General features: G+C 56.7%; 33 protein-coding genes. 14 read left to right on the top strand and 19 right to left on the bottom strand.

Annotated elements, in window-relative coordinates; genetic code table 11:
- Positions 1 to 126 precede the first annotated feature (126 nt).
- Together dnaK and dnaJ are read left to right on the top strand one after the other, a co-directional pair.
- Positions 127 to 2,034 (top strand): molecular chaperone DnaK, encoded by a 1,908-nt coding sequence (gene dnaK / locus JHL21_RS11045; RefSeq protein WP_182394567.1) that lies wholly within the window; start codon positions 127 to 129, stop codon positions 2,032 to 2,034.
- A 347-nt stretch (positions 2,035 to 2,381) separates the two neighbouring features.
- Entirely contained in the window at positions 2,382 to 3,512 is a 1,131-nt protein-coding gene (gene dnaJ / locus JHL21_RS11040; RefSeq protein WP_182394566.1) for a molecular chaperone DnaJ, read from the top strand.
- A 60-nt stretch (positions 3,513 to 3,572) separates the two neighbouring features.
- On the opposite strand, the gene JHL21_RS11035 is transcribed toward dnaJ, so the two are convergent.
- Entirely contained in the window at positions 3,573 to 3,980 is a 408-nt protein-coding gene (locus tag JHL21_RS11035) for a VOC family protein (RefSeq protein ID WP_169194427.1), read from the bottom strand.
- 83 nt (positions 3,981 to 4,063) lie between these two features.
- Here JHL21_RS11035 and JHL21_RS11030 point away from each other — a divergent pair, with 83 nt between their 5' ends.
- The 4 genes from JHL21_RS11030 (at position 4,064) to JHL21_RS11015 (ending at position 6,755) form a co-directional block, all read left to right on the top strand.
- Complete coding sequence (locus JHL21_RS11030) at positions 4,064 to 4,609, top strand: NADPH-dependent FMN reductase (protein ID WP_200213495.1); 546 nt, start codon at positions 4,064 to 4,066, stop codon at positions 4,607 to 4,609.
- On the top strand, positions 4,609 to 5,217 hold the full coding sequence (locus JHL21_RS11025; RefSeq protein WP_367948184.1) for a histidine phosphatase family protein: 609 nt from the start codon (positions 4,609 to 4,611) through the stop codon (positions 5,215 to 5,217). The genes JHL21_RS11030 and JHL21_RS11025 overlap by 1 nt, the downstream gene beginning before the upstream one ends.
- Before the next feature lie 64 nt (positions 5,218 to 5,281).
- Positions 5,282 to 5,983, top strand: coding sequence for an orotidine-5'-phosphate decarboxylase (gene pyrF / locus JHL21_RS11020; RefSeq protein ID WP_182394565.1), 702 nt, complete (start codon positions 5,282 to 5,284; stop codon positions 5,981 to 5,983).
- A 4-nt stretch (positions 5,984 to 5,987) separates the two neighbouring features.
- Positions 5,988 to 6,755: a TIM barrel protein gene (locus JHL21_RS11015; RefSeq protein WP_210338890.1), complete on the top strand. Its 768-nt coding sequence runs from the start codon at positions 5,988 to 5,990 to the stop codon at positions 6,753 to 6,755.
- Here JHL21_RS11015 and JHL21_RS11010 read toward each other — a convergent pair.
- The 3 genes from JHL21_RS11010 to nth form a co-directional block, all read right to left on the bottom strand.
- Positions 6,752 to 7,756 (bottom strand): adenosine kinase, encoded by a 1,005-nt coding sequence (locus JHL21_RS11010; RefSeq protein ID WP_200213494.1) that lies wholly within the window; start codon positions 7,754 to 7,756, stop codon positions 6,752 to 6,754. The two genes, JHL21_RS11015 and JHL21_RS11010, sit on opposite strands and share 4 nt — an antisense overlap.
- A 96-nt stretch (positions 7,757 to 7,852) precedes the next feature.
- A complete protein-coding gene (locus JHL21_RS11005; RefSeq protein ID WP_200213492.1) occupies positions 7,853 to 8,413 on the bottom strand; it encodes a TetR/AcrR family transcriptional regulator in 561 nt (186 codons plus the stop codon).
- A 47-nt stretch (positions 8,414 to 8,460) separates the two neighbouring features.
- Positions 8,461 to 9,135, bottom strand: a complete 675-nt coding sequence (gene nth, locus JHL21_RS11000; RefSeq protein ID WP_200213487.1) for an endonuclease III — start codon at positions 9,133 to 9,135, stop codon at positions 8,461 to 8,463.
- A gap of 48 nt (positions 9,136 to 9,183) precedes the next feature.
- Here nth and JHL21_RS10995 point away from each other — a divergent pair, with 48 nt between their 5' ends.
- Together JHL21_RS10995 and JHL21_RS10990 are read left to right on the top strand one after the other, a co-directional pair.
- Positions 9,184 to 9,663, top strand: coding sequence for a DUF2244 domain-containing protein (locus JHL21_RS10995; protein ID WP_200213485.1), 480 nt, complete (start codon positions 9,184 to 9,186; stop codon positions 9,661 to 9,663).
- Positions 9,664 to 9,733: 70 nt separating this feature from the next.
- Positions 9,734 to 10,603, top strand: coding sequence for a bifunctional helix-turn-helix domain-containing protein/methylated-DNA--[protein]-cysteine S-methyltransferase (locus JHL21_RS10990; protein WP_200213483.1), 870 nt, complete (start codon positions 9,734 to 9,736; stop codon positions 10,601 to 10,603).
- 70 nt (positions 10,604 to 10,673) lie between these two features.
- Here JHL21_RS10990 and JHL21_RS10985 read toward each other — a convergent pair whose 3' ends face one another.
- Positions 10,674 to 11,288 (bottom strand): 2,3-bisphosphoglycerate-dependent phosphoglycerate mutase, encoded by a 615-nt coding sequence (locus JHL21_RS10985; RefSeq protein WP_200213481.1) that lies wholly within the window; start codon positions 11,286 to 11,288, stop codon positions 10,674 to 10,676.
- Positions 11,289 to 11,299: 11 nt separating this feature from the next.
- Positions 11,300 to 12,112: a 4-hydroxy-tetrahydrodipicolinate reductase gene (gene dapB, locus JHL21_RS10980; protein ID WP_200213479.1), complete on the bottom strand. Its 813-nt coding sequence runs from the start codon at positions 12,110 to 12,112 to the stop codon at positions 11,300 to 11,302.
- A 108-nt stretch (positions 12,113 to 12,220) separates the two neighbouring features.
- On the opposite strand from dapB, the gene JHL21_RS10975 reads away from it, so the two are divergent.
- Positions 12,221 to 12,571 (top strand): VOC family protein, encoded by a 351-nt coding sequence (locus tag JHL21_RS10975; RefSeq protein WP_200213477.1) that lies wholly within the window; start codon positions 12,221 to 12,223, stop codon positions 12,569 to 12,571.
- A gap of 42 nt (positions 12,572 to 12,613) precedes the next feature.
- On the opposite strand, the gene coaA is transcribed toward JHL21_RS10975, so the two are convergent.
- From coaA to hisB, 7 genes are all read right to left on the bottom strand, one after another.
- Positions 12,614 to 13,561 (bottom strand): type I pantothenate kinase, encoded by a 948-nt coding sequence (gene coaA / locus JHL21_RS10970; RefSeq protein ID WP_169194438.1) that lies wholly within the window; start codon positions 13,559 to 13,561, stop codon positions 12,614 to 12,616.
- A gap of 2 nt (positions 13,562 to 13,563) precedes the next feature.
- Positions 13,564 to 13,878, bottom strand: a complete 315-nt coding sequence (locus JHL21_RS10965; RefSeq protein WP_200213476.1) for a phosphoribosyl-ATP diphosphatase — start codon at positions 13,876 to 13,878, stop codon at positions 13,564 to 13,566.
- A 70-nt stretch (positions 13,879 to 13,948) separates the two neighbouring features.
- A complete protein-coding gene (hisF, locus tag JHL21_RS10960; RefSeq protein WP_169194440.1) occupies positions 13,949 to 14,749 on the bottom strand; it encodes an imidazole glycerol phosphate synthase subunit HisF in 801 nt (266 codons plus the stop codon).
- A 2-nt stretch (positions 14,750 to 14,751) separates the two neighbouring features.
- Positions 14,752 to 15,075: a hypothetical protein gene (locus JHL21_RS10955; protein ID WP_200213474.1), complete on the bottom strand. Its 324-nt coding sequence runs from the start codon at positions 15,073 to 15,075 to the stop codon at positions 14,752 to 14,754.
- Positions 15,072 to 15,800: a 1-(5-phosphoribosyl)-5-[(5-phosphoribosylamino)methylideneamino]imidazole-4-carboxamide isomerase gene (gene hisA, locus JHL21_RS10950; RefSeq protein ID WP_200213473.1), complete on the bottom strand. Its 729-nt coding sequence runs from the start codon at positions 15,798 to 15,800 to the stop codon at positions 15,072 to 15,074. The genes JHL21_RS10955 and hisA overlap by 4 nt, the downstream gene beginning before the upstream one ends.
- Positions 15,797 to 16,450 (bottom strand): imidazole glycerol phosphate synthase subunit HisH, encoded by a 654-nt coding sequence (gene hisH, locus JHL21_RS10945; RefSeq protein WP_200213771.1) that lies wholly within the window; start codon positions 16,448 to 16,450, stop codon positions 15,797 to 15,799. The genes hisA and hisH overlap by 4 nt, the downstream gene beginning before the upstream one ends.
- Positions 16,451 to 16,580: 130 nt before the next feature.
- Positions 16,581 to 17,168, bottom strand: coding sequence for an imidazoleglycerol-phosphate dehydratase HisB (hisB, locus tag JHL21_RS10940; RefSeq protein WP_200213471.1), 588 nt, complete (start codon positions 17,166 to 17,168; stop codon positions 16,581 to 16,583).
- A gap of 155 nt (positions 17,169 to 17,323) precedes the next feature.
- On the opposite strand from hisB, the gene hslV reads away from it, so the two are divergent.
- Genes hslV through hslU form a run of 3 tightly spaced genes read left to right on the top strand, consistent with a single transcriptional unit; the run spans position 17,324 to position 19,729 of the window.
- Positions 17,324 to 17,878, top strand: coding sequence for an ATP-dependent protease subunit HslV (gene hslV / locus JHL21_RS10935; protein WP_200213469.1), 555 nt, complete (start codon positions 17,324 to 17,326; stop codon positions 17,876 to 17,878).
- 2 nt (positions 17,879 to 17,880) lie between these two features.
- Positions 17,881 to 18,426 (top strand): GNAT family N-acetyltransferase, encoded by a 546-nt coding sequence (locus JHL21_RS10930; protein WP_200213467.1) that lies wholly within the window; start codon positions 17,881 to 17,883, stop codon positions 18,424 to 18,426.
- Positions 18,419 to 19,729 (top strand): ATP-dependent protease ATPase subunit HslU, encoded by a 1,311-nt coding sequence (gene hslU / locus JHL21_RS10925; protein ID WP_200213466.1) that lies wholly within the window; start codon positions 18,419 to 18,421, stop codon positions 19,727 to 19,729. The genes JHL21_RS10930 and hslU overlap by 8 nt, the downstream gene beginning before the upstream one ends.
- Positions 19,730 to 19,767: 38 nt before the next feature.
- Here hslU and JHL21_RS10920 read toward each other — a convergent pair whose 3' ends face one another.
- The 3 genes from JHL21_RS10920 to JHL21_RS10910 form a co-directional block, all read right to left on the bottom strand.
- Positions 19,768 to 20,136 (bottom strand): helix-turn-helix domain-containing protein, encoded by a 369-nt coding sequence (locus tag JHL21_RS10920; RefSeq protein WP_200213464.1) that lies wholly within the window; start codon positions 20,134 to 20,136, stop codon positions 19,768 to 19,770.
- Positions 20,133 to 20,630: a Smr/MutS family protein gene (locus JHL21_RS10915; protein ID WP_200213462.1), complete on the bottom strand. Its 498-nt coding sequence runs from the start codon at positions 20,628 to 20,630 to the stop codon at positions 20,133 to 20,135. The genes JHL21_RS10920 and JHL21_RS10915 overlap by 4 nt, the downstream gene beginning before the upstream one ends.
- Positions 20,631 to 20,751: 121 nt before the next feature.
- A complete protein-coding gene (locus JHL21_RS10910; protein ID WP_200213460.1) occupies positions 20,752 to 21,477 on the bottom strand; it encodes a Tim44/TimA family putative adaptor protein in 726 nt (241 codons plus the stop codon).
- 170 nt (positions 21,478 to 21,647) lie between these two features.
- Here JHL21_RS10910 and JHL21_RS10905 point away from each other — a divergent pair, with 170 nt between their 5' ends.
- Positions 21,648 to 22,109 (top strand): FxsA family protein, encoded by a 462-nt coding sequence (locus JHL21_RS10905; protein WP_200213458.1) that lies wholly within the window; start codon positions 21,648 to 21,650, stop codon positions 22,107 to 22,109.
- 78 nt (positions 22,110 to 22,187) lie between these two features.
- Positions 22,188 to 22,700 carry a protein-export chaperone SecB gene (secB, locus tag JHL21_RS10900; RefSeq protein ID WP_200213457.1) on the top strand — a complete coding sequence of 171 codons (513 nt, stop codon included), beginning with the start codon at positions 22,188 to 22,190 and terminating at the stop codon, positions 22,698 to 22,700.
- A 51-nt stretch (positions 22,701 to 22,751) separates the two neighbouring features.
- Here the strand turns inward: secB and dnaQ are convergent, their stop codons facing one another.
- The 3 genes from dnaQ to JHL21_RS10885 are packed head-to-tail and all read right to left on the bottom strand — an operon-like array spanning position 22,752 to position 24,892.
- Positions 22,752 to 23,465 carry a DNA polymerase III subunit epsilon gene (dnaQ, locus tag JHL21_RS10895; protein WP_200213769.1) on the bottom strand — a complete coding sequence of 238 codons (714 nt, stop codon included), beginning with the start codon at positions 23,463 to 23,465 and terminating at the stop codon, positions 22,752 to 22,754.
- Positions 23,465 to 24,061: a dephospho-CoA kinase gene (gene coaE / locus JHL21_RS10890; RefSeq protein WP_199531034.1), complete on the bottom strand. Its 597-nt coding sequence runs from the start codon at positions 24,059 to 24,061 to the stop codon at positions 23,465 to 23,467. The genes dnaQ and coaE overlap by 1 nt, the downstream gene beginning before the upstream one ends.
- 3 nt (positions 24,062 to 24,064) lie before the next feature.
- Positions 24,065 to 24,892: a shikimate dehydrogenase gene (locus tag JHL21_RS10885; protein WP_200213455.1), complete on the bottom strand. Its 828-nt coding sequence runs from the start codon at positions 24,890 to 24,892 to the stop codon at positions 24,065 to 24,067.
- Between the last annotated feature and the right edge of the window lie 3 nt (positions 24,893 to 24,895).

Below are 24,895 nucleotides of genomic sequence, written 5' to 3'. Positions count from 1 at the left end.
ATACGGCCCTAGGCCCCGAACGGGGCACTGATCCAGAACCTACGAGGGACCCCGGCCCCGAAGGGCCAGAAGTTGCTTTCGTTGCAAAGGACTTCACGGCGGGTTCGCTGAAAGAGAGGCTAGAGAATGGCTAAAGTTATCGGCATCGACCTCGGTACGACCAACAGCTGCGTCGCCGTCATGGACGGCAGCAACCCGAAGGTTATCGAGAACGCAGAAGGCGCACGCACCACGCCATCTATGGTTGCGTTTTCCAAGGACGGCGAACGTCTGGTCGGTCAGCCGGCTAAGCGCCAGGCCGTTACCAACCCAGAAAACACCCTGTTCGCTGTAAAGCGCCTGATCGGCCGTCGTTTCGACGACAAGATGGTCGAAAAGGACAAGGGTCTGGTTCCGTTCAAGATCGCACGCGCAAGCAATGGCGACGCATGGGTTGAAGCTTCGGGTGAGCAGTACTCCCCAAGCCAGGTTTCGGCCATGATCCTGCAGAAGATGAAGGAAACCGCTGAGGCTTACCTCGGCGAGACCGTTACTCAGGCAGTCATCACCGTTCCGGCTTACTTCAACGACAGCCAGCGCCAGGCCACCAAGGACGCAGGCAAGATTGCCGGCCTTGAAGTTCTGCGCATCATCAACGAGCCGACTGCAGCTGCGCTTGCATACGGTCTCGACAAGAAGAATTCCGGCACCATCGCGGTCTATGACCTTGGCGGCGGTACCTTCGACGTGTCGATCCTCGAAATCGGCGATGGCGTCTTCGAAGTGAAGTCGACCAATGGCGACACCTTCCTCGGCGGTGAAGACTTTGACATGCGTCTGGTCGACTACCTCGCTGACGAGTTCAAGAAGGAACAGGGGATCGATCTGCGTTCGGACAAGCTTGCTCTGCAGCGCCTCAAGGAAGCTGCTGAAAAGGCAAAGATCGAACTCTCGAGCGCCACTCAGACCGAAATCAACCTGCCGTTCATCACTGCAGACGCTTCCGGTCCAAAGCACCTGACCCTCAAGCTCTCGCGCTCCAAGCTCGAAACGCTGGTTGAAGACCTCATCCTGCGCACCATCGAGCCATGCAAGAAGGCGATGAAGGACGCGGGTCTGACCGCTTCGCAGATCGACGAAGTCGTTCTCGTTGGCGGTATGAGCCGCATGCCTAAGGTCCAGGAAGCTGTAAAGCAGCTGTTCGGCAAGGAACCACACAAGGGCGTAAACCCTGACGAAGTTGTGGCCCTTGGCGCAGCAATTCAGGGCGGCGTTCTGCAGGGCGACGTTAAGGACGTTCTGCTGCTCGACGTGACCCCGCTCTCGCTCGGCATTGAAACTCTGGGTGGCGTGTTTACCCGTCTTATCGACCGTAACACCACCATCCCGACCAAGAAGAGCCAGACCTTCTCGACCGCCGAAGACAATCAGTCGGCTGTGACCATCCGCGTGTTCCAGGGTGAACGCGAAATGGCTGCAGACAACAAGCTCTTGGGCAATTTCGACCTCGCCGGCATCCCACCAGCACCGCGTGGCGTTCCGCAGATCGAAGTGACGTTCGACATCGACGCCAACGGCATTGTGAACGTGTCCGCTAAGGACAAGGGCACTGGCAAGGAACACCAGATCCGCATTCAGGCATCGGGTGGTCTTTCGGACGCTGACATCGAGCAGATGGTCAAGGACGCAGAAGCCAATGCTGAAGCCGATAAGCGCAAGCGCGAATCGGTTGAAGCCAAGAACCAGGGTGAATCGCTCATCCACTCGACCGAAAAATCCCTCAAGGACTACGGCGACAAGGTTCCTGCTGCTGACAAGACCGCGATCGAAACCGCGATCACCGATCTGCGCGCTGTCATCGACGGCGACGACGCAGAGCTGATCAAGGAAAAGACCAATGCTCTGGCAGAAGCGTCCATGAAGCTGGGCGAAGCCATGTACAAGGCTTCGCAGGCTGAAGCTGAAGCCAAGGCCGCTGGTACTGCTGACGACAACGATGACGACATCCTTGATGCCGACTTCGAAGAAGTAAACGACAGCGACACCAAGAAGTAAGAATAACTTCGACGGCGTTTTTGAAGGCTCGGTGGCAACACCGGGCCTTTTTTGTTTTGGGGTATTGGCCCGCTGCCCACATCAGCGCGCTCGGCTTCAGGACCTGCCTGCCGCAGATCCCAAGCCATTTTGGGCGACGGGTGCTCGCACAGGCCATCGCTATAGTTTCACGTGAATCCGTTTTGGACAAAAAGACAAAAGCCTGCGCCGGTTGATCGCAGCCTTACCCCTTGCTAAGACGCATACAACTGCCCATATCGGCAGTACTCGCCGGGATGACACCGGCTGTTTCAGTTTCAAGTCCAGCGCGACGACCATGACCGGCGCGATCCAGGAGATAGACTACCTTGGCCAAACGCGACTTCTACGAGGTGCTCGGCGCACAAAAGGGTGCCGATGATGCCGCCCTCAAGAGCGCTTATCGCAAGCTCGCCATGCAATTCCACCCGGACCGCAACCCGGGGAATGCAGAGGCTGAAGCCAAGTTCAAAGAAATCAACGAAGCCTATGACACGCTAAAGGACCCGCAGAAGCGTTCGGCCTATGACCGCTTTGGTCATGCCGCGTTTGAAAACGGCGGTGGTCGTGGCGGTGGCGGATTTGGTCCGGAGTTCAACTCCTCGATGTCCGATATTTTTGAAGACATCTTCGGTGACTTCATGGGCGGTGGTCGTCGCGGTGGCGGCGGTTCGGCCAAAACACGCGGCTCGGATCTGCGCTACAATCTCGAAATCTCGCTTGAAGAAAGCTTTGAGGGTCGCACGGTTGAAATCGACGTGCCAACGCTTGCTGGCTGCGACACCTGCGATGGTTCGGGCGCTAAGCCTGGCACCGGCACCCACACCTGCCGCCAGTGTAATGGCCATGGCAAGGTGCGTGCAGCGCAGGGCTTCTTCACCATCGAACGTACCTGCCCAGTATGTAGCGGCCGTGGCGAGATGATGGACCAGCCGTGCACCGATTGCGGTGGTCAGGGCCGTCGCCAGCAGAGCCGCAAGCTTTCGGTCGATATTCCAAAGGGTATTGAAGACGGCACTCGCATTCGCCTCGCCAATGAAGGTGAAGCTGGGGTCCGCGGTGGTCCTCCGGGCGACCTCTATATCTTCGTCTCCACCCGTCCGCATGATCTGTTCCAGCGCGATGGTGCCGATCTTTACGCACGTATCCCGATCTCAATGACCACAGCAGCGCTGGGCGGCGAGTTCGAAGTGCCGACCCTCGACAATAGCCGCGCCAAGGTAAAGGTGCCCACAGGCACGCAGCCGGGCCAGCGGGTTCGCCTTAAGGGCAAGGGCATGCCAGTTCTGCGCAGCAAGGATGTTGGTGATCTCTACGTGCAGCTCGATATTGAGACGCCGCAGAACCTGTCCAAGCGCCAGCGCGAGCTCCTGGAAGAATTTGCCAAGCTCGAAACCAGCGACACCAGCCCAACCTCGGGTGGCTTCTTCGACAAGCTCAAGAAAATGTTCGACGCCTAAGCGTCCCAAAACGAAAGGCGGCCCAAGGGTCGCCTTTTTTGTGTCGATCGAGCAGAGCTGTTAGCCTTGACCCATCTGGCTCATATCCATGTACATATATTCCCAGACGTGCCCATCGAGATCGGCAATCGCGCGAGAATACATAAACCCGAGATCCTGAATGTCGCGATATTCGCGGCCACCAGCGGCTAGCCCTGCCTCAGCGATTTTGTCGACATCGGCGCGACTTTCGCGCGACAAAGCATAAAGAGCGGAGGTCGAGGATTTTGTGTCAGAGATGGGATTGGGGGAGAAGAAGCGGAACTTGTCATGGGTCAGCAGCATGACAAAAATCGTCTCGCTGATCACCACACAGGCCGCAGTCTCGTCGGTGAATTGCGGATTATGTGCAAACCCCAGAGCACGATAATAAGCCATAGCGGCTGGTAGGTCGCGCACCGGCACATTGATGAAGATCATTTCAGGCATAACGGCTTCCTCGCATTTTTCTCCTCGAGCAATGGAACATCCGAGCTGCCCAAACGTCTCGATAGAGGTTTTAGGAATTCACAATGAAGACAGCACTCACTCTTTCCGGCTCTATTCGCGCCGGTTCGTATAACCAAAAACTGCAGCACATCGTCAGCGATAAGCTGAGCCAAGCAGGGGTGGAGGTCAATGCACTCAATCTCGGCGACTTCCCAATGCCGATATTCAATGAAGACTTAGAGCCGGACAATGTTCCGGAGGCAGCGGTTAAACTCGCCCAGCTTTGGCGCGAGGCCGACATTATTTTCATCGCTAGCCCAGAATATAACGGCTCGCACACCCCGCTTTTGGTCAACACGCTGGCCTGGCTCTCGCGCCAAAGTCCAAGCCCCTTCCGTCACGCCACTTTTGGCATCGGCGGCGTCAGCTCGGGCAAATATGGAACGCTGTGGAGCCTCAGCCACCTCCGCGAGTCATTGACCAAGGTCGGCGCTTTGGTCGTGCCAACACTTTTGGGCATTGGTCCGGCCAGCCAAGCGTTTGACGAGGCGGGCAATCTCACAGAAGCTGGCGTGATCAAAAAGATCGATACCATCGCCATCGAGATGACCCACTTCAACCGAGGCTAATCATTCGCGCCCTTTACATCACCCACCCGCAGGTAGAGATCGATCCAGATGTTGCGGTCCCCCAATGGGGGCTTTCATCTGTCGGTCGGGACCGCGCGCAACACTTTGCGCAACGCAATCTGCTGCCGAGCTCGGTACAGATATTTTCGAGCGCGGAACGCAAAGCCATCGAGTTGGCTCACATCATCGGTGCGCCCTTGGGCGCGGAGATCATTTCCCATTCCAGCATGGATGAGAATGATCGCTCCGCCACGGGGTTTCTGGCCGGGCCACTCTTTGAGGAGCACGCCAACCAATTCTTCGCACACCCAGATCAAAGTGTTGCCGGGTGGGAGAGGGCGGTCGATGCGCAAGCGCGAATTGTTGCGGCCATTCGGACCGCCATCGCCTTTGCCGAACCCGATCGCCCCCTGATCTTTTGCGGCCATGGTGGCGTTGGAACACTTCTCAAATGCCACCTTGGCGCGCTCCCGATTTCTCGCAGCCAAGATCAGCAGCATCTGGGCGCCGCCGGTGGCGGCAATTGCTTCATCTTTGATCCGCACGCCGAGACGCTGGAATCCGATTGGATGGCTATGGAAAGCCTCACCGCGTCTTGGACGGAGTGACGCCTTGTCGGCAAATGCGATTTGGTCCATACAGCACCAACACTAGACATCGCGGAGTTTTATAATGGCTGGCCATCTCATCGTGGGTCTTGACGTCCCGACGCGTGCACGCGCTGAAGAGATCGTTTCGCTCCTCGGCGATAGCGTTGAGTACTACAAGATTGGCTATCAGTGCTTTTATGGCGCCGATGGTTTTGCGCTCGGCAAAGAGCTGATCGCTGCCGGCAAGAAGGTCTTCTTTGACCTCAAGCTCCTCGACATCGACAACACCATCGAAAAGGGCGTGGCCGCGATTGCGGAAACCGGCGCAGCAATGCTGACCGTCCATGCCTATCCCAAAACCATGCGCTCGGCCGCGAAGGCTGCAGCGGGCTCGACCCTCTGCGTGCTCGGCGTGACCGTGCTGACCTCGATGGACGATGTTGATCTGCGCGAAGCCGGTTATGAACGTGACGCCGTCGGTCTAGTCGCGCAGCGTGCTGAACAGGCAAGGGCTGCTGGCATTGGTGGCATCGTGGCCTCGGCGCAGGAAGCGGCCATGGTACGCCCCATCCTGGGCCCCAAAATGGCCATCGTAACGCCAGGCATTCGCCCATCCGGCGCCCCTCTGGGCGACCAGAAGCGCGCCATGACGCCCGGTGCTGCGCTCGATGCTGGTGCGACCCATCTTGTCGTCGCGCGTCCAATCATAGAAGCTGCCGATCCGGCCGCAGCTGCCAAGGCAATTCTTGCAGAAATGAACGGCCCTCGCATCAGCTTGGCCTAACATCATGAAACTCTCAGCCTGTGTCGAAATGCTCTTCGTCCCCGAAACTGGAGAGGTGGCAGATCGGATCAGGCTAGCAAAAGCCGCTGGCTTTGACGCCGTGGAATTCTGGCTGTGGTCCAATAAAGACCTCAGCCAGATCAAAGACGTACTGGCAGAAACCGGGGTCGCCTTGGCCGGGATTGTTGCCGAACCCTTTGCCAAGCTCACAACATCCGCTGACCACGGTCGCTTTCTAGCCGGGCTCGAAAAGAGCCGTGACGTGGCGCTCGATCTCGGCACCAAGATACTCATTTGCCAATCTGGCCCCTTGCTCGAAAGCATGGATCGCAATGCCCAACGCGACGCGCTGGCGCTGGCCATGGAAAAATCGGCTGATGTCCTGAAAGGCTCAGGCGTACGCTTGGCGCTAGAGCCGCTCAACGATCTCGTTGATCACCCAGGCTATTTCCTCACCGACACGCGCGAAGCCCTTGATATCATTCGCGATGTGAACCGGGCGGAGATTGGGCTTACCTATGACCTCTACCACTCGATGGTCATGGGGGAGGACCCAGAGGCAATTATGGCGGGCAATATCGACACCATCACCCATCTTCATATCGCCGATCACCCCGGCCGCAATCAGCCGGGGAGTGGTGAGCTCGATCTCAAGCGTAAGCTCGAGTGGCTACATGGTGAAGGCTATGATGGATTTGTGGGGCTCGAATTCCGCCCCACCGGATCAACGGATGCGGCTCTGGCACAAATGCGCCAAAGCCTATCGCTTTAAACTGCGAGGCCGTGGGATTTAGCCAGATCAGCAAGGCTTTGCTGCGGGCGAGCGCCGATGTGCGAAATGACCTCGGACGCAGCAAGGCAACCAGCCTTGAGGGCCATTTCGTGGTTCTGGCCACGCGCGAGGCCAAGCAGGAAGCCTGAGGCGAATAGATCCCCAGCGCCGGTCGCATCCATCACCTTGTCGACCGGGAAGGCTGGAACAGAAATCACTTCGCCATTGCAGATCGCCATCGCACCTTCGGCGCCCATGGTGATGGCCGCAACTTCGGCGTCCTGAGCGATCTGGCGAACCGCAGCACCAAGGTCATCGGTCTCATAGAGAGACTTCAATTCATTCACATTGGCAAAGACATAGTCGATAGTTTTTGAGCGAATGAGGTCGAGGAATTCAGCACGGAAGCGATCGACGCAGAACGGATCGGAAAGGGTGAATGCGGAAGCGCGTTCATGCTTATGGGCATAGTGGGCGGCGCGGACGAATGCCTTCTTGGCTTCCACCGGATCCCACAAAAATCCTTCCATATAGGTGACGGCTGAACCGCCGATTTCATCTTCCAGAATATCGCGCTCGGTCAGCTCATGGCAGGCACCGAGATAGGTGTTCATAGTGCGCTCGCCATCGTCGGAGACGAAGATCATGCAGCGGGCGGTGCGCGCACCGTTAATGAGGCGGGTCGTCGAATAATGCACGCCCTGCGCGCGCATATCGGTGTCAAACACATCCCCAAGACCGTCATCGGCCACCTTGCCGACAAAGGCAGCGCGCCCGCCGAGCGAGGCTACGCCAGCGGCCGTATTGCCCGCCGAACCACCGGAGCTCTGTTGACGGCTGGCAGGCATTTTGCCGTAGAGATACTCGGCGCGATCCCCATCGATGAGGTGCATAATGCCTTCGGTCATACCCTCGCGTTCAATAAAGCCGGGCTCGATTGGCGTGATGATGTCGACGATTGCATTGCCAATAGTCAGCACGTCAAAGCGAGTCTGCGTCATTGAAAAGGTCCGAGGTGATAGGAAAACCGAAAAAGTCTTATGCTAAGCGTCCGGTGCGGGCAATGCCGTCAGCATGTCGCAGCTGGCCAGCTTGGCCTAAAGGCTGGCCAAAACATCGGCGATGAGCGCCTTGGTTTCTTCAGGTGTTTCGACCTTCACCTGACCATCGAGCAAGAGCATAGCCAGACCATGAACTTTGGCCCAAGCAGACAGGGCTTTCACACGGTCAAATTCATCGTCGCCACCGATAACCTGTCGCAGACTATCGAAAGCCGTGTCTGACGCCATTTTCAATCCTGGCCGCGCAATCTTGGTCAGCTGCGGCGAGAACATGAGACGGAAGAGATTGGCGTTTTCGAGCGCAAACAGCACATAGGTTTTGCCCATGGCCGACAGCGGATTATCGGGATGCTCTTCCGCAACCTTTACCATGCGCGCTGAGAAGCGATGAAAGCCCGTGATGGCCAGAGCTTCGAGCAGCGAGTTGCGGCTATCAAAATGCCGATATGGGGCTGCTGGGGAGACGCCAACCAATCGCGCTAAATCGCGCAGGCCGACGCCTTGCTCGCCATCGCGTTCCAAAATGCCCATGGCAACCTCCAGCATGACGCTGCGAAGATTGCCGTGATGATAAGAGCTCAGATGAAATGTTGACATGAACCACATATCGCGCGGCGATGTTGGCAGTGTCAACAAACGTCCAATTAACTGCGTGCAGGGTTCCCAGTCTTGGGCGAGAAATTGCACCATTCGATGATCGGGCAACGCCAACACTCCGGCTTTCGCGCTTTGCAAATATAGCGACCGTGGAGGATCAACCAATGATGGGCATGGAGCATATAGCGGTCAGGTACCATTTTGGTCAGTGCCATTTCCACTTCAAGCGGGGTCTTGCCTATGGCCATGCCGGTGCGATTGCCGACGCGGAAGAGATGGGTGTCCACGGCAATGGTCGGCTGCTTGAAGAAAATATTGAGCACGACATTGGCCGTCTTGCGACCGACGCCGGGTAGGGCCTCTAGCGCCTCGCGCACATCTGGCACTTCCCCGCCGTGCTTTTCGATCAGCTGCTTGGAAAGCTCATAGGTGAACTTGGCCTTGTTGCGGTAGAGGCCGATTGTCTTGATCTCGTTCTCAATGCCCTCAACACCAAGCGCCACCATAGATGCCGGGTCGGGTGCGAGCTTGAAGAGATTTTTCGTCGCCTTGTTGACCCCGACGTCCGTGGCCTGCGCGGACAAAACCACGGCCACTAGCAGAGTGAAGGCGTTCACATAATCGAGTTCACCCTTGGGTTCGGGCTCGATTTCGTGGAAACGATCAAATACAGCTTCGGCTTGAGCCCGGGTGAGCCTCTTCACTTTTTGTGTTGCTGCCATTCTCTCGCTTCCGAATCTCTGCCACTATTTCCGGTAAGAGGCATAACCATGCAAGTCACGACCAACAAACCCCTGTTTGCTGCTACACTTCGCCCTGATCGCGCCGTGCGACTGACCGGCGGTTGGGCGGCACTGGTCGTGACCTTTTTGGGCGTGATGCCGGTCTTGATGATCGCGTCAGAATATTTGCTCACCGGAGCTTTAGCATTCGCTTGTGCGGCAGTAGGTCTGATTATTTACGGACAGAGCCAACGCCGTAGAACCCATCAAACCCAAACCGTGACGCTGTGGCCCGAACAGCTCGAAGTTGTTGAGCAGGGTTTTGCCAAGCCCAAACGCATGCAGCGCTTTGATCCCAACACTGTCCGTCTCGTGCTGCACCGCGATGCTTTTGAGCGCACCACCCAAATCCTGCTCAAGCATGAAGACGAAATCCATGAGCTTGGTGCCTTCCTATCGATGGATGACAAGGGCAGTTTTGCCAAAGCCTTTGGCGCCGCCTTGCGGCAAGCTCGACGTAATCAATAGGTCAAAAACGGGTCGCTTGTTCCACTCCAAGCTGGCTAAACTAAGCCCAGCCCCTGAGGTGAATTGAGCGATGAACCAACGACCCGAAATTTCTCCCGCACAAGACTATGACACCATCCGCGCTGCTATTCGCTATCTCAGCGAGCGGGGTGCCGACGAGTTGGCGCTGGACCGCTTTGCGCGCGCTATTGGCCTCACCGAGCGCCAGCTGACCGATCTTTTCCGGCGCTGGTGCGGCCTATCTCCCAAAAGCTTTGCCCAAGCTGTCGCGCTCAATCACGCCAAGAAACTTCTCTCGGAAAATGTCAGCGTATTGGACACGAGCTATGAAGTTGGGTTCTCCTCAACCTCGCGGCTTCATGATCTCTTCGTCACCTATGAAGCCATGCCGCCTGGCGTTTTCCGTACTGGCGGGGCAGGGCTGGATATGATCTGGGGCACAGCGCCATCGCCCTTCGGAACGGCTGTGGTCACGATGACCGAGTACGGCATTTCCGGCATTGGTTTTGCCGACGAAGAGACCAGTGTCGAAGACGCATTTTTAGATCTTGCCCGCCGATGGCCTATGGCACGCTTTTCTCGGGACGATGCCCGTGTTGGACCCGAGGTCGCAAAAATCTTCGCGCCACAAAATTGGTCGGCGGAACAGCCCGTCAAGCTCGTCATGATCGGCACTGACTTTGAGGTGAGTGTCTGGCAGACGCTGCTCAAAATTCCGGTGGGGCAGGCGGCGACGTATGCCGAGGTGGCGCGCACGATTGGCAAGCCCAAAGCCTCACGGGCGGTGGGGGCAGCCGTCGGACGGAACCCCATTAGCTTTGTCATCCCGTGCCACCGTGTCGTTGGATCAACCGGCGCCCTTACCGGCTATCATTGGGGCGTGCCTCGCAAACGCGCCATATTGGGTTGGGAAGCTGGGGTGATTTCGACCAGGAGCTAAAAGTGTTCCACGTGAATCCAAAATGAAAAAGGGGCCTCTCGGCCCCTTCATCAAACTCTTGTCTTGTCGCTTAGAGCGTCACGCGCTCTTCGAATTTTCCATCAGCGGAGATCTTGTAGATCGTGGGTTCGCCAGTGCCAATTTCGCGCGCCAGAATTTCGTCAGGGGTCAGACCTTCAATGGCCATGACGAGAGCCCGCAGGGAATTGCCGTGCGCTGCAACGAGGACAGTCTTACCCGCCTTGAGCTGCGGCAGGATTTCAGCCTCATAATAGGGCACGGTACGAGCCGCCGTGTCCTTAAGGCTTTCGCCCCCTGGTGGAGGAACGTCGAACGAACGGCGCCAAATGACGACCTGCTCCTCGCCCCACTTGGCGCGCGCATCATCCTTATTGAGGCCAGAGAGATCGCCATAGTCGCGTTCGTTGAGCGCGATATTGCGAGTGATGGTGACGTTCTGAACGCACATTTCCTCAAGCATCAAATCGAGCGTGTGCTGAGCACGACGCAGGCCCGAGGTGTAGTAGAGGTCGGGGGCGATGCCCGCAGCCTTCAAAGCCTTACCCGTTGCGCGAGCTTCCCCTTCACCCTGTTCGGTGAGGTTTGGATTGCGCCACCCGGTGAACAGGTTTTTTAGGTTCCACTCGCTCTGGCCGTGACGGACCAGGATCAGCGTGCCGGTCATAGAAAATTCCCTTAGCTGTTGAGGCCGAGTACATCGGCCATGGAGTAAAGACCCGCCGGCTGGCGGTGTGCCCAGAGCGCTGCCTTAGCGGCGCCATTGGCATAAATGGTGCGGTCCTGAGCAAGGTGATTGAGCTCAATGCGCTCCGATGGACCGGCTAGGATGACGTGGTGATCGCCAATGACATTGCCGCCACGCAGGGTGGCAAAGCCAATGGTGCCAGACTCACGCGGACCGGTGTGGCCGTCACGAGAGCGAACCGAATTGTCCTTCAACGAAATGCCACGGCCCTTTGCCGCTGCCTCACCCAACATCAAGGCGGTGCCAGAAGGCGCATCCACCTTCAGATTGTGATGCATCTCGAGAATTTCGACGTCGTAGTCAGACAGCGCGGCTGCAGCCTTTTCGACGAGGACCGTCAGGGCCACCATGCCTGGCGAGAAGTTGCCTGACTTAACGATCCGCGCACCGGCCTTGCCTGCTTCGGCAATGGCGGCGTCGTCTGCTTCAAGGCACCCTGTCGTGCCAATGATGTGAACGATACCCTTGGCAGCAGCCTTCTGCGCCAAAGCGACGGAGGCTGCTGGAGCGGTGAAGTCGATAATCACATCGGCATTGTCGAGCAGGCTATCGGCATTATCGCTGACGATGACACCAAGCTCTTCGAGACCGGCGAGTACACCGACGTCTTTGCCCAACGCGGGAGATCCAGACCGATCGAGAGCACCAACAAGCTCCAGTTCAGGATGAGCGGCGACAGCACGCACATTGGCAGCGCCCATTCGGCCCCCGGCACCTGCAACGATGGTGCGCAACTTGGTCATAAGAACCTCCACGAGAATATGGTTGATGCCTATAGCAGTGCTGATGCGTCGCTCCAAGTCGAACACTGTGCTACGATTCGGAGAAAAGCCAAGAAAGTCGACCCTGTCATGACACTGACGAATGTGCTGGCTGGCATCGCCGTGGAGGACTTGAGCCAGTCGCTCGCGTGGTATGAGTATTTGTTCGGCCGTCCCGCTGATGCTCAAACCATGCGCAATGTTGCTGAATGGAAGCTACCCGGCGGAGGCTGGGTGCACGTCGTGACCGATGAGGATCGGGCAGGGGCCAGCATGGTGATCCTGATCGTCGACGATATTGCCGAAGAGATCAGCCGCCTCGACATGTTCGGCATTAAGCCAGTATCCAAAGCGATTGGCGACTTTTTCAAAACGGCTAAATTTCGTGATCCAGACGGCAATCTGATTGTGCTGTCACAACCGCAACAGGGCACCTACTAAGCACAAAAAAGCCCGCGACATGCGCGGGCTTGGATAGCGTCGTTAGAGACGACGAAGTCGGACTTCATCAACCCGATGATTATTACCCTTCTTCAAAACGAGGTCAGCGCGACCCCGGGTCGGCTGTACGTTTTCGAGAAGGTTAGGCAGGTTGATGGTGCGCCAAACATTGCGCCCATATTCGCCCGCTTCCTCTTTGCTCATCTCAGCGAATTTGCGGAAGAAGGAATTGGGATCACGGAATGCGGTTTCGCGCAGACGGTAGAAGCGCTCAAGGAACCAAGCCTCGAGGTCTTCCAACTCTGCGTCGATATAAATCGAGAAATCGATAAAGTCAGAAGCGAACAGAATTGGGTTACCCGTCTTGGGCAGTTCGCCGGGCTGCAGGATATTGAGCCCTTCAACGATCAAAATGTCTGGCCGGTCGATGGTGACATCGCCACCCTTCACAATGTCATAGACAAGGTGAGAATAGACCGGGACCTGCACATTGCGCTTGCCCGATTTAATATCGGCCAGGAAGCTGACAAATCGAGCGCGATCATAGCTTTCAGGGAAACCCTTGCGGTGCATGATGCCACGCTCTTCCAACACAGCATTGGGGTGGAGGAAGCCATCGGTGGTGACAAGGTCGACCTTGGGGTTGGACGGCCAGCGCGAGAGCAGGGCTTGCAGAATACGGGCGGTGGTCGATTTGCCGACCGCGACAGAACCCGCAACACCGATAATGAAGGGGACCTTAGCATCGGGCGATTTTAGAAACCGGCTCGACACGCGGTGCAGGCCTTGGATCGCCTCGACGTAATAGGAGAGAAGGCGCGAAAGCGGCAGATAGACCTCTTCAGCCTCGGCCAAAGAAATAGGGTCTGAGAGCGAACGCAGCCGATCAATATCGGCCTCATCCAGCGTCATCGGCTGACCGTTGCGCAATGCGCTCCATTCCGCCTTTGAGAAAGTGCGATAGGGGTCAGGCCGTTGACGCTTAGCCATCACTAGTGCTCCTTGCGAGAGGCTTTTTCGGCGAGGCCAGATTGGGCTGTGCGCACATCAAGCTCAGCCATGACCTCAGCGAGAGGCACGTCAGCGGCTTTGAGAACAACCAAGAGATGGTAGAGAACGTCAGCCGCTTCCTTGACGAGTTCAGCCCTGTCGCCAGTCACCGCAGCGATGACGGCTTCCGTGGCTTCCTCGCCTAGCTTTTGCGAGGCTTTGTTGATGCCGCGCGCAATCAATTTGGCGGTGTAACTTTCGTCAGGTGAAGCTGCAGCGCGCACAGCGACGCGCTGTTCGAGTTCTTCAAGTGTCATGGATTACTCCCGCCCCTTTGAAGTGGGCTTAAATCACACATTTGGGGAGGCGTCATCCGCCACCTTTGACTTAGGGCTTGGTGCGGTCCATGCGCATGGGAATGCCATGATCGACCATATACTGCTTCGCCTCAGGAATGGTGTAAGTGCCGAAGTGGAAAATCGAGGCCGCGAGCACAGCGCTCGCATGACCTTCTTTCACGCCATCGACCAAGTGCTGGAGATTGCCAACACCGCCCGAGGCAACAACAGGCACATCGACACTGTCGGCAATAGAGCGCACGAGTTGGAGATCGAAACCAGACTTGGTGCCGTCGCGGTCCATGGAGGTCACCAGCAACTCGCCCGCGCCACGTTCAACCATGCGGTGGGCAAATTCCACCGCATCAATGCCAGTCGGCTTGCGACCGCCATGGGTGTAAATCTCCCACTCAGAGCGATTGTCACCGCCAACCTTGGCATCGAGACGCTGCTTGGCGTCGACCGAAACCACGATGCACTGATTGCCAAATTTATCAGCCGCACGGGCGATAAAGTCAGGGTCGTTCACGGCAGCGGAATTGATCGAGACCTTGTCCGCGCCTGCGAGCAGGAGCTTGCGAATATCTTCAATCGTGCGAACACCACCGCCAACGGTCACCGGCATAAAGCAGTGTTCAGCCGTGCGGGCGACAACGTCAAAAATCGTGTCCCGGCCTTCGTGACTGGCAGTAATGTCGAGGAAGGTGAGCTCATCGGCACCCGCGGCGTCATAAGCAATCGCGGCTTCAACCGGATCGCCAGCATCGACGAGATCGACAAACTGTACACCTTTAACAACGCGGCCACCGGCAACGTCGAGGCAGGGGATGATACGGGTTTTCAGGCTCATGATCAGTGCGCTTTCGGCATCAGCCGCCAGGCGATGCGGTGGGTGGTGATGATCACCATCAACGCCAAAAGCGCGCCCCAGGCGATGGGGAAGGTGATCGTCGTAAACCAAGTCAGCAACGACAGGATGAAGAGACCGGGGCCCCAATCCATGCCGAATAAATGACAGCTCATGACACTATGATCAACGAGCTGACAGCCAGCCAAGGCAGCAAGAGTGTTCGCAACCAGCGTCCCCAGAAGTGGGGCTGAGGCAAACACAGCAATCACAACCAAGGCTTGGCCATAGCCCCACCAGGGAAATAGGTGGTGCCGAAATGAACTCATTTGGCCTTCAATCGTGCCAATGCTTCACGTGAATCAATGCGACCATCGTAAAGCGCTCGGCCCGAAATCGCGCCTTCAAGAACAGCATATTCCGGCTGGGTCATGCGTTCGATGTCATCCATGGACGCCAGACCGCCCGAAGCGATAACGGGGATCGAGGTGGCGCGAGCAAGCTCAAGAGTTGAATCCCAATTGATGCCAGCCAGAACACCATCACGGTCGATGTCGGTATAGATGATGGCGGCAACGCCTGCGCCTTCAAAACGCTTGGCCAATTCAAGGATGGAAAGTTCAGACGTTTCCGCCCAGCCTTCAACGGCGACCATGCCTTTTCGCGCGTCGATACCAACAGCAACTTGGCCCGGCCATTTTTGCGCGGCTTCCTTGACGAGGGCTGGATCACGCACGGCAACAGTGCCGAGGATCACGCGGGCAAGACCCTTATCGAGCCAGCTTTCGATATGACCGAGATTGCGGATACCACCGCCCAGCTGCACCGGGAATTTGACGGTTTGCAAAATCTCTTCAACGGCGCCGCCATTGACGCTTTCACCAGCGAAAGCGCCGTTGAGGTCGACGACGTGCAGGTATTCGAAACCCTGGTCTTCAAAGCTCTTGGCCTGAGCCGCCGGGTTATCGTTGAAGACAGTAGCCTGGTCCATATCGCCTAGCTTGAGGCGAACGCACTGACCATCTTTAAGATCGATTGCAGGAAAGAGGATCATGGGGTCCAGTCCAAGAAGTTATTGATGAGACGCAGGCCAAGCGCTTGGCTCTTTTCCGGGTGGAACTGCGTGCCAAAGATATTATCGCGGCCGACGCATGCGGTGAACGAGCCACCATATTCGGTGGTGGCAAAGAGGTGTTCTGCCGCGTCGGTTTTGAAGTGGTAGGAGTGAACGAAATAGGCGTGTAGCCCATCGGGTCCATCCGGAATGTCTTTCAAGAGCGCATGGGGGCGCGTGATGGTCAGCGTGTTCCAACCCATGTGCGGAATTTTAAGGCTTGGGTCAGACGGGGTGATTTTTTCCACCGCGCCGCCGATCCAACCGAGGCCCTTGCTCACCACCTTCTCGCGACCTTCGGTGGACAGCAATTGCATGCCTACACAAACGCCCAAAAAGGGTGTGGTACCGTTGAGCACTTTTTCTTCCAGCACGTCGACCATGCCGGTGACGCCATCGAGGCCTGCCTTACAATCGGCATAGGCGCCGACGCCGGGGAGGACGATGCGCGTGGCCGCACGGACGAGGTCTGGGTCGCTGGTGACGATGACGCTTTCACCATGACCGCGTTCTGCTGCCACACGTTCGAACGCTTTGGCTGCCGAATGCAGATTGCCAGCGCCGTAGTCAATAATGGCGACTGTGCTCATGGTAATGGCCTTTCTCAAGGATAGCTTCTGCGCACGAGGGGCCGCAGAAGGAAACTGAGCACCCTCACGCAAAGAGCGAGAGTGCTGGGGTTAGGGCTGACTTAGTGCAAAACGCCCGAGAACAAAAGGGCTAGAGCGTGCCCTTGGTGGAGGGAATGCGATCTGCAGTGCGTGGATCTATCTCGACTGCGTCGCGCAGGGCACGAGCCACGGCCTTAAACATCGACTCCGCCAGATGGTGGTTATTGTCGAAGTAAAAGTTCTCAATATGCAGGGTGATCCCAGCGTTGACCGCAAAAGCCTGGAAAAACTCCATGAACAGCTCGGTGTCGATATCGCCGATCTTGTCGCGGCTGAACTCTGCCTTGAACACCAAGAAGGCGCGCCCTGAAACGTCGAGCGCGGCGCGGGTCAGCGTGCCATCCATCGGCAGGTCGCAAGAGGCATAACGGCAAATGCCCTTTTTATCGCCCAGTGCTTCGCGAATTGCTTGGCCAAGCGCAATGCCGACATCTTCCACGGTATGGTGGAAATCAATGTGCAGGTCGCCCTTGCAGACAATTTCCATATCAATGAGCGAGTGGCGGGAAAGCTGATCGAGCATATGGTCGAAGAAGCCAACGCCGGTCTTCATAGAATGCGCGCCGGTGCCATCGAGATTGATGCTGACCGAAATTTCGGTCTCATTGGTTTTACGAGCGATGGAAGCGGTACGCATATGTCTTTTCTCCGAGCGGACGGATCGTCCCTACCAGATATGCGGGGATGCATAAAGATTGCGTTGCTTTGTGCTTTGGTCGATGCACCGACCACGCATTGCAATCTCGGTTAAGGCTCCTAAATAGGTATCAACAGTTTGGAGACTTTCCCAACATGAGTGAACATCAATCTCCCGGGTGGCATGGCACAACCATCGTGTCGGTGCGCAAGGGCAATAAGGTCGTGGTAGCTGGCGATGGTCAGGTATCCATGGGCCCAACCGTTATGAAGCATGGCGCACGCAAAGTGCGTCGTTTGGCTGGTGGCAAGGTGATCGGCGGCTTTGCCGGATCGACCGCTGATGCCTTCACCCTCTTCGAACGGCTCGAAGCCAAGCTTGAGCAATATCCTGATCAGTTGATGAGGGCGGCGGTGGAACTAGCCAAGGATTGGCGCACCGATCGCTATTTGCGCAAACTCGAAGCCATGATGATCGTTGCCGACAACACCGACACTTTGGTACTCACCGGCAATGGCGACGTGCTGACCCCAGACCATGGCGTTATCGCAATCGGCTCAGGCGGCAATTACGCCCATTCGGCTGCACTTGCTCTCCATCAGGCGACCGAACTTGATGCCGAAGATATTGCCCGTCGCGCCATGAAGATTGCAGAAGAAATCTGCGTCTACACCAATGGCAATGTGACGGTCGAAACGATCGAGCTCTAATCGTGACCCATTCTATCCGGCAATTGCGGGCAGGGGACGAGGCAAGCTATCGCGCCATTCGGCTTGAAGCCCTCACCAATCATCCGGAAGCTTTCGTCGCGTCAGCAGAGGGCTTTTTGCAAAAGACCGATGCCGAGCTGACCGAAACGCTTGAAAGTCTCTCTGTCTTTGCAGCGGAGACCGACACCGGTTCGCTCGGTGGTATTGCAGCCTTTTATCAAGCCGAAGGCAGGAAAGAACAACATCGCGGCTGGCTCATTCAGGTCTATGTCCGCCCCGAACATCGCGGTTCGGGCATGGCTGAAACATTGATCAATACTGTTGTGGAGTATGCGCAGACCCGCGTTATCCAACTTCATCTCGGTGTGTGGTCGGAGAACGAACCAGCGCTCAAACTCTACAAGCGGCTGGGCTTTACGGTCTATGGGACAGAGCCCCGCTATCTCTATGTGAACGGTCGATTTATCGACGAACACCTGATGGTGCGCTTCCTGGATAATCATCCAGCTTCGCCCCAGCGCACTTCCGAAAGTGACAAAGATGAGTGAAACCAATTTTTCGCCGCGCGAGATTGTCTCTGAGCTTGATCGCCACATTGTGGGTCAGTCCGACGCCAAGCGCGCCGTCGCCGTGGCTTTGCGCAATCGTTGGCGTCGCCAGCAGCTTCCTCCCGAATTGCGCCGCGAGGTCACCCCTAAAAATATCCTGATGATCGGGCCAACCGGCGTTGGCAAGACTGAGATTTCTCGCCGTCTTGCCCGCCTTGCGCAGGCACCCTTCGTCAAAGTTGAAGCGACTAAGTTCACGGAAGTGGGCTACGTTGGTCGCGACGTCGAGCAGATCATCCGCGATCTCGTTGAGGCCGGCATAACCGTTCTGCGCGACAAGCGCCGTCGTGATGTCGAGGCTCAGGCCCATCATAATGCAGAAGAGCGCGTGCTCGATGCTTTGGTTGGCACTTCGGCCACACCATCGACGCGCGACAGCTTCCGCAACAAGCTGCGCAATAACGAGCTCGACGACAAAGAGATCGAGATCGAATTGCAGCCAGCGGCGAACACCGGCGGATTTGAAATGCCAGGCATGCCAAATGGCGGCATTGGCATGATCAATATTTCTGACATGTTCAAGCAGGCAATGGGCGGTCGCGGGGTTAAGCGCAAGGTCAAGGTGAAGGATGCCTATGAGCCGCTGATCGCTGAAGAGGCAGACAAGCTGCTCGATCAGGATCAACTCAAGACCGAAGCCATCGAACTGGTCGAAAACGACGGCATCGTCTTCATCGACGAAATCGATAAGGTCGCGGCTCGCGAAGGCAGCCCGCAGGGTGGTCCGTCGCGTGAAGGGGTACAGCGCGACCTCCTGCCGCTAATCGAAGGGACAACCGTTGCGACCAAATATGGCCCGGTCAAAACCGACCATATTCTGTTCATCGCCTCGGGCGCTTTCCATGTCGCCAAACCAAGCGATCTGCTGCCAGAGCTTCAGGGTCGTCTGCCGATCCGTGTGGAATTGAAGGCTCTCACCCGTGAAGATTTCATCGGCATCCTCTCGGACACTGAGGCGAGCCTCATCAAGCAATATGTTGCGCTGATGGGTACCGAAGGCGTCGCTCTTGAAATTACGAAGGACGCTATCGAAGCCATCGCTGACGCGGCGGTGACGGTCAACTCTACCGTTGAAAACATCGGTGCCCGTCGTCTGCAGACAGTTATGGAACGTCTCGTTGAAGAGATTTCCTTTGATGCCCCGGACCGCGCTGGGACGACGATTAGCATCGACGCTGCGTTCGTAAGAGAAAAGGTTGGCATCTTGGCCGGGGATACCGACCTGTCGAAATACGTTCTCTAACAGAAAGCCCCGGACACAGTGCCGGGGCTTTTTACATCTCACCTCTTTCGCGTGGCTCGCTTCATCAGCTCATCGCGAAGGTACTTAAAATCTTCAGGCTCGAGGCGGTGGAGGTTATCGCGCAAGCGATTGGATAGTTCCGTTGCCTCGGGCGCCATACCACCCGTGTCTATAGTCACCTTGGGATCAGAGATTTCTGCCAAGCGCTGGAGCTCCTCAGCCTCATCCCAAATCACATTGAAAAATGTGATGATGCGGTGGAGAAGGAAACTGGTCGGCACGCCGCGCTTGCCATGTTCCAGGGCCGAGAGATAGGCGCTCGACACGTTCAACGCGGCAGCCATTTCTTTGAGCGATATGCCACGCGCCTCACGCATGGCACGCAACTTCATACCCAGTGGTGTCATGTCCGCCGCAGGCGCACATACCACGCCCCCTCGCCACCATGACCACGCGCTGCCATGCTCCAGCCCGAAACCAATGGAGCCAAAGCCGGCTCAGAAAGCCAGATTGGCAGCATTGTGCGCAAAATCCCCCGCTCACTCATCGCTGAGATATAGTCATTGTCTGTTTTGATCCCCTTGCCGGTAATGACCAAAATAGTCCGCGCTCCATAGGACGCTCGCGTGACAATATACCGATAAAGCGCCCCGCGCGCCTCAGCTTGTGTCATGCCATGGAGGTCGATCTTGCCGTCGATCTCAATCCGACCACGGCGCACCTTCTTATGAATGTCAGGGTCTAGCGCCTTGTCAGGCACGCTCGCAATCGGCTTAGGCGCTACATAAGGGGGAAGGAATGGCTTGCCGGGTGTGAGTTTTTTCGGCGGTGCCTTTTTCTCGGGAACTGTGGGAGGGGCAAACTCCTCAGGAACGGGGAGCGGACCGCCCCCCAATTTCATTAAGCCTTTCCGCCGCAACGGATCAACCGTTTCCGAGACTTGGGTCCAGAGGTGAAAGTCGTGCGGCAGGCGCCGTTGGTCTCGTTTAGACATGTGCCTGCCGCAACAGAAGAATTAAGAATTAGTCGAGCTGGTTGGTCGTAACGACCTTCCAGTTAGGATCACGCGACTTTGGATTGCGAGCGAAGGTCCACTCATCGGCAATCATCTGGACCTGATCGGCGTTGCCTTCGACAAGGTCACCCGCTGCGTTGCGCGTCGCGGACACCACTTCAGCGTGGAAACGGATCGTGACCAGCACATTCTTGCGATCGTACTCAGCCTGAGAAAACTCGATCTTTGGCAGACCGACAAAGGTGAAGTCTACCTTATGGCCAGCAGCTTCACGATCGGCGATGGCGCGTTGGAAGCCTTCAAACACGTCCTTTTCGAGGAGGTTCTTGAGCGTCTGGCGATCACCTTCCGCATAGGCTGTAATGATCATTTCATACGCGGCCTTGGCCCCTTCAAGGAAGGACTTGGGCGTAAAGGTCGAATCGGCGGCAGCTGCTGCCTTGAGGCCTTCGGCTAGTTCCATATCGCCGCGCGAGAACTGGTCGATTTCAGCTTCAAGCTTACGGGCACGACGCTCATCATCGAGATCGGGTGCGCTTGCTGGCGAATGCGGACGAATCGGCACGACCGTATCATCAGTGTCAGCCTTGCTTTCAGCATTGGCAGAACGCGACCGATCAACAGGCGGACGTTCGTTGCCCGTGCGTGTGCCGAGCACGGAACGAAGGCGGAAAAGGACGAATACGGCCACGACGATGGCAATCAGGGTCGGCAGGTCGAGAAAATCATCCATTGATTAAGGCACCTTGGGCTGGTCGGCATCGACAAATTTTGGTTCTGGCGCTCGATTGGCCAGCAGTTGTCCCTATATATAGGCAAAGCTTTAGCCCAAAACCAGTTCACATGGGCTGCAATGTCATTTCCCGCGGTTTCAACGCGGTACTTAAGCGAAAGGCTGCCACCGTGGGTCGATTTATCCTCTTCGGTTTTATCGCACTGCCCTTGTTGGAAATTGCCATGTTTGTCGTGGTTGGGCGCGCCATCGGCCTACTACCAACGCTTGGGCTGGTTATCCTAGCCGCTGTTTTGGGTGGTTTTCTGCTTCGCCAACAAGGCCTTGGCGCGATCAATCGACTGCGCACAAATGTTAATCAGGGGACGGTGCCTGGCCGCACCATGTTTGACGCGACCATGATTGGCGTCGCGGCAATGTTTTTGCTGATCCCTGGTTTTATCAGCGATATCGTGGCGCTGCTGCTGTTGCTGCCACCAGTGCGCGGGTTCCTCTTTGGCCAGTTGGCCAAGAATGTGACCGTGGTAGAAACCACAACCAGCTATCGCCGCGCAGACGAAAGCTATGATTTCCGCGCGGAACCACAACGCACGATTGACCTCGACAAAGACGATTGGCGTAAAGACGGCTAACGCTTGTTTGCCTAAGGCAAAAGTGCTAGCCCAAGCCCAGTATTTCTCGGTGATCCGAACGAAGAAGGACCAAGCATAATGGCCGATGAGACCCAGGGCGCGGCTGCGCCGGAATCCGGTAACCAGCCCAGCATGAACCTGATGGGTCAGTATATCCGCGATCTTTCTTTCGAAAATCCGGGTGCTCCCAACAGCCTTCTTACCGCTGGCACCAACCCGAACTTCAACGTCTCGATCTCGGTCGGCGTGAAGAAGCAGAGCGACGAAGTGTTTGCTGTTGAGCTGACCCTCAATGCCAAGGCGCAGCGCGAAGAAAACGTACTGTTCAACGTTGAACTCGTTTACGGCGGCATTTTCCGCATCCGCAACATTCCAGAAGCACAGCTTTCGCCGCTGCTGATGGTGGAATGCCCACGCCTAATCTTCCCATTCGCCCGTCAGGTTCTCGCCAGCGTTACCCAGCAGGGCGGCTTCCCGCCACTGATGATGGAACCGGTCGATTTCTCGGTGATCTACCGTCAGAACCTTGCCAAGCTCGCAGCGCAGAACAATGCCGCAGCGGCAACCGAAGAAGCGCCAAAGCTGAACTAAGCTTTCGCTCTATCGAATATGAAAAGACCCCGGTTTGCGCCGGGGTCTTTTTTATTGGGATGTCTCTGACGCGGGGTCACGGTATTTACCCCAAATGGCGCTATCACCCATTTTGGCAACAAAGGCCTCATGGGCAGCAAATTCTTCAGCTTTGATACGGTTCGGCAAAGGGCTGGGGCGCGGCAAAACCGGCACACGCGTAACCACTGTCTCGGCCGCTGTTGTCTCGGCTTCCGCGGCAAGGGCAAGACTGACCTGTTTACCGCCAATAAGCTCAAGATAGACCTCGGCTAAGATCTCACTATCGAGCAAAGCGCCGTGGAGCGTACGGCGCGAATTATCAATGCCGTAGACCTTACACAGCGCATCCAGACTCACGCGTGCCCCTGGGTGTTTGGCGCGAGCCACCATCACCGTATCGATAACGGGATTTCTCAGCTTTGGTTTGCCCAGGCCATCGAGCTGGTGGTTGAGGAAGCCCATATCGAAAGGGGCGTTGTGGATGACCAAGGTCGAGTCCCCGATAAACTCAAGGAACTCGGCGACCACGTCCTTAAACAGCGGCTTGTCGGATAGAAACTCTTCGCTCAGCCCGTGAACGCGAAAAGCTTCCTCAGGCATGGAGCGCTGAGGGTTGATATAGACGTGATAATGCTTACCGGTAGGGATGTGGTTGATCAGCTCCACGCCCCCGATTTCAACCAAGCGATCGCCGCCTTGCGGAGACAGACCTGTGGTTTCGGTATCGAGGACGATTTCTCTGATCATTTGATATCCCGCTTCGCTCGTACATCTTCGACCAGCTGAGCAATCTGCGCTTCAATTCGTTCGCGCGTCTGCTCGGTGTCAAAGAGATAATTTGCTCGTTCCATCTTTTCTGCCTGCGGCATCTGCCGGGCAATGATGGTCTCCATCTTATCCACGGTCATGCCGGCACGCGCGAGAACACGATCGCGTTGGAGAGCGCTGCTTACATGAGTAACAGCGATACCATCGAAGCCGTAGTTGAAGCCGCTTTCGAACAGGAGGGGCACTTCGACGACCGCGAGCGCATGACCCGCTTTTTCTGATGCCGCCAAAAACTGGGCAATCTTCTTACGAACCAGCGGATGGACGAGAGCTTCTAAGCGCGCAAAGCCGGATGGATCAGCAGCTAGTTTGAGGGAAAGAGTTTGACGGTTCACAACACCATGTTCGAGAACACCTGGAAACAGCGCCTCAACCTCCTTGGCTGCACCACCCGAATAAAGCTCAGCGACAGCCTGATCGGCAGAAAACACCGGTACGCCGAGCTTTGAAAAGCCCTCAAGAACCGTAGATTTTCCTGTCGCGATCGAGCCGGTGACGCCAAGCTTATACATGGATCAATGCCCCAAAGTGGCTTCAATACGGGCGCGCAATTGAGCACTCACCTGTGGCGTAACACCAAACCAGGCCGCAAAGCCGGGAACGGCCTGATGCAAGAGCATGCCCAATCCATCAACGGTTTGTAAGCCAAGCTTTTGCGCATCCGCCAAAAGCGGGGTCACGAGTGGCGAATAAACGATATCTGTCACCAGAGAGCCGAGCTGCAAACGTGAGAGATCTAAATTCTCGAAACGCGAGCCATGCATGCCAACCGAGGTGGTGTTAACGACCAAACCGGCGTGCGGCGCCACATCGTTAAAGGCGTCGATAGGCGCTACCGTGATGTCCCCATCCAATTCCTGAGCCAAACGATCCGCTGTTTCGCGCGTACGATTGAGAAGGATGACGGGAATAGAACGACTGGCCAAAGCCACGAGAATGGCGCGTGAGGCTCCGCCCGCGCCCAGCACGATAGCCGGCTTGGACCCGTCAGACCAATTTGGTGCTCCCTGATCAAGATTGCCAAGGAAACCAAGATAGTCGGTATTGGTGCCGGTCACGCGGCCGTCGCGGGCAATTAGCGTGTTCACAGCACCAATGCTGAGTGCCAGAGGGTCAACCTCATCGCACAGCGCAAAGACGGCCTCTTTGTGGGGAATGGTGACATTGCCACCAGCGAATTCGCCACCACGCAACCGCTCAAAGAAAGCCGGCAAGGCATCTGGGGCAACGTCAATCGCTTCATAACTTCCGTCAATGCCATGTTCGGCCAACCAAGTGCCGTGAATGAGCGGCGAACGGGAATGGGCAATCGGATGCCCGATAACAAAAGCCTTGGTGGTCAAGGA

Origin of the sequence: Devosia sp. WQ 349K1, assembly GCF_016595685.1 — a bacterium.
Lineage (GTDB): Bacteria > Pseudomonadota > Alphaproteobacteria > Rhizobiales > Devosiaceae > Devosia.
The sequence above is the reverse complement of the archived record's forward strand: the minus strand, read 5'-3'. Positions and strand labels throughout refer to the sequence as shown.

Excerpts from the sequence above, each read along its gene's own strand:
- dnaK (WP_182394567.1), top strand. The coding sequence starts at position 127 with ATGGCTAAAGTTATCGGCATCGACCTCGGTACGACCAACAGCTGCGTC.
- JHL21_RS11035 (WP_169194427.1), bottom strand. The coding sequence starts at position 3,980 with ATGCCTGAAATGATCTTCATCAATGTGCCGGTGCGCGACCTACCAGCC.
- JHL21_RS11030 (WP_200213495.1), top strand. The coding sequence starts at position 4,064 with ATGAAGACAGCACTCACTCTTTCCGGCTCTATTCGCGCCGGTTCGTAT.
- pyrF (WP_182394565.1), top strand. The coding sequence starts at position 5,282 with ATGGCTGGCCATCTCATCGTGGGTCTTGACGTCCCGACGCGTGCACGC.
- JHL21_RS11015 (WP_210338890.1), top strand. The coding sequence starts at position 5,988 with ATGAAACTCTCAGCCTGTGTCGAAATGCTCTTCGTCCCCGAAACTGGA.
- JHL21_RS11010 (WP_200213494.1), bottom strand. The coding sequence starts at position 7,756 with ATGACGCAGACTCGCTTTGACGTGCTGACTATTGGCAATGCAATCGTC.
- JHL21_RS11005 (WP_200213492.1), bottom strand. The coding sequence starts at position 8,413 with ATGTCAACATTTCATCTGAGCTCTTATCATCACGGCAATCTTCGCAGC.
- nth (WP_200213487.1), bottom strand. The coding sequence starts at position 9,135 with ATGGCAGCAACACAAAAAGTGAAGAGGCTCACCCGGGCTCAAGCCGAA.
- JHL21_RS10995 (WP_200213485.1), top strand. The coding sequence starts at position 9,184 with ATGCAAGTCACGACCAACAAACCCCTGTTTGCTGCTACACTTCGCCCT.
- JHL21_RS10990 (WP_200213483.1), top strand. The coding sequence starts at position 9,734 with ATGAACCAACGACCCGAAATTTCTCCCGCACAAGACTATGACACCATC.
- JHL21_RS10985 (WP_200213481.1), bottom strand. The coding sequence starts at position 11,288 with ATGACCGGCACGCTGATCCTGGTCCGTCACGGCCAGAGCGAGTGGAAC.
- dapB (WP_200213479.1), bottom strand. The coding sequence starts at position 12,112 with ATGACCAAGTTGCGCACCATCGTTGCAGGTGCCGGGGGCCGAATGGGC.
- JHL21_RS10975 (WP_200213477.1), top strand. The coding sequence starts at position 12,221 with ATGACACTGACGAATGTGCTGGCTGGCATCGCCGTGGAGGACTTGAGC.
- coaA (WP_169194438.1), bottom strand. The coding sequence starts at position 13,561 with ATGGCTAAGCGTCAACGGCCTGACCCCTATCGCACTTTCTCAAAGGCG.
- JHL21_RS10965 (WP_200213476.1), bottom strand. The coding sequence starts at position 13,878 with ATGACACTTGAAGAACTCGAACAGCGCGTCGCTGTGCGCGCTGCAGCT.
- hisF (WP_169194440.1), bottom strand. The coding sequence starts at position 14,749 with ATGAGCCTGAAAACCCGTATCATCCCCTGCCTCGACGTTGCCGGTGGC.
- JHL21_RS10955 (WP_200213474.1), bottom strand. The coding sequence starts at position 15,075 with ATGAGTTCATTTCGGCACCACCTATTTCCCTGGTGGGGCTATGGCCAA.
- hisA (WP_200213473.1), bottom strand. The coding sequence starts at position 15,800 with ATGATCCTCTTTCCTGCAATCGATCTTAAAGATGGTCAGTGCGTTCGC.
- hisH (WP_200213771.1), bottom strand. The coding sequence starts at position 16,450 with ATGAGCACAGTCGCCATTATTGACTACGGCGCTGGCAATCTGCATTCG.
- hisB (WP_200213471.1), bottom strand. The coding sequence starts at position 17,168 with ATGCGTACCGCTTCCATCGCTCGTAAAACCAATGAGACCGAAATTTCG.
- hslV (WP_200213469.1), top strand. The coding sequence starts at position 17,324 with ATGAGTGAACATCAATCTCCCGGGTGGCATGGCACAACCATCGTGTCG.
- hslU (WP_200213466.1), top strand. The coding sequence starts at position 18,419 with ATGAGTGAAACCAATTTTTCGCCGCGCGAGATTGTCTCTGAGCTTGAT.
- JHL21_RS10920 (WP_200213464.1), bottom strand. The coding sequence starts at position 20,136 with ATGACACCACTGGGTATGAAGTTGCGTGCCATGCGTGAGGCGCGTGGC.
- JHL21_RS10915 (WP_200213462.1), bottom strand. The coding sequence starts at position 20,630 with ATGAAATTGGGGGGCGGTCCGCTCCCCGTTCCTGAGGAGTTTGCCCCT.
- JHL21_RS10910 (WP_200213460.1), bottom strand. The coding sequence starts at position 21,477 with ATGGATGATTTTCTCGACCTGCCGACCCTGATTGCCATCGTCGTGGCC.
- secB (WP_200213457.1), top strand. The coding sequence starts at position 22,188 with ATGGCCGATGAGACCCAGGGCGCGGCTGCGCCGGAATCCGGTAACCAG.
- coaE (WP_199531034.1), bottom strand. The coding sequence starts at position 24,061 with ATGTATAAGCTTGGCGTCACCGGCTCGATCGCGACAGGAAAATCTACG.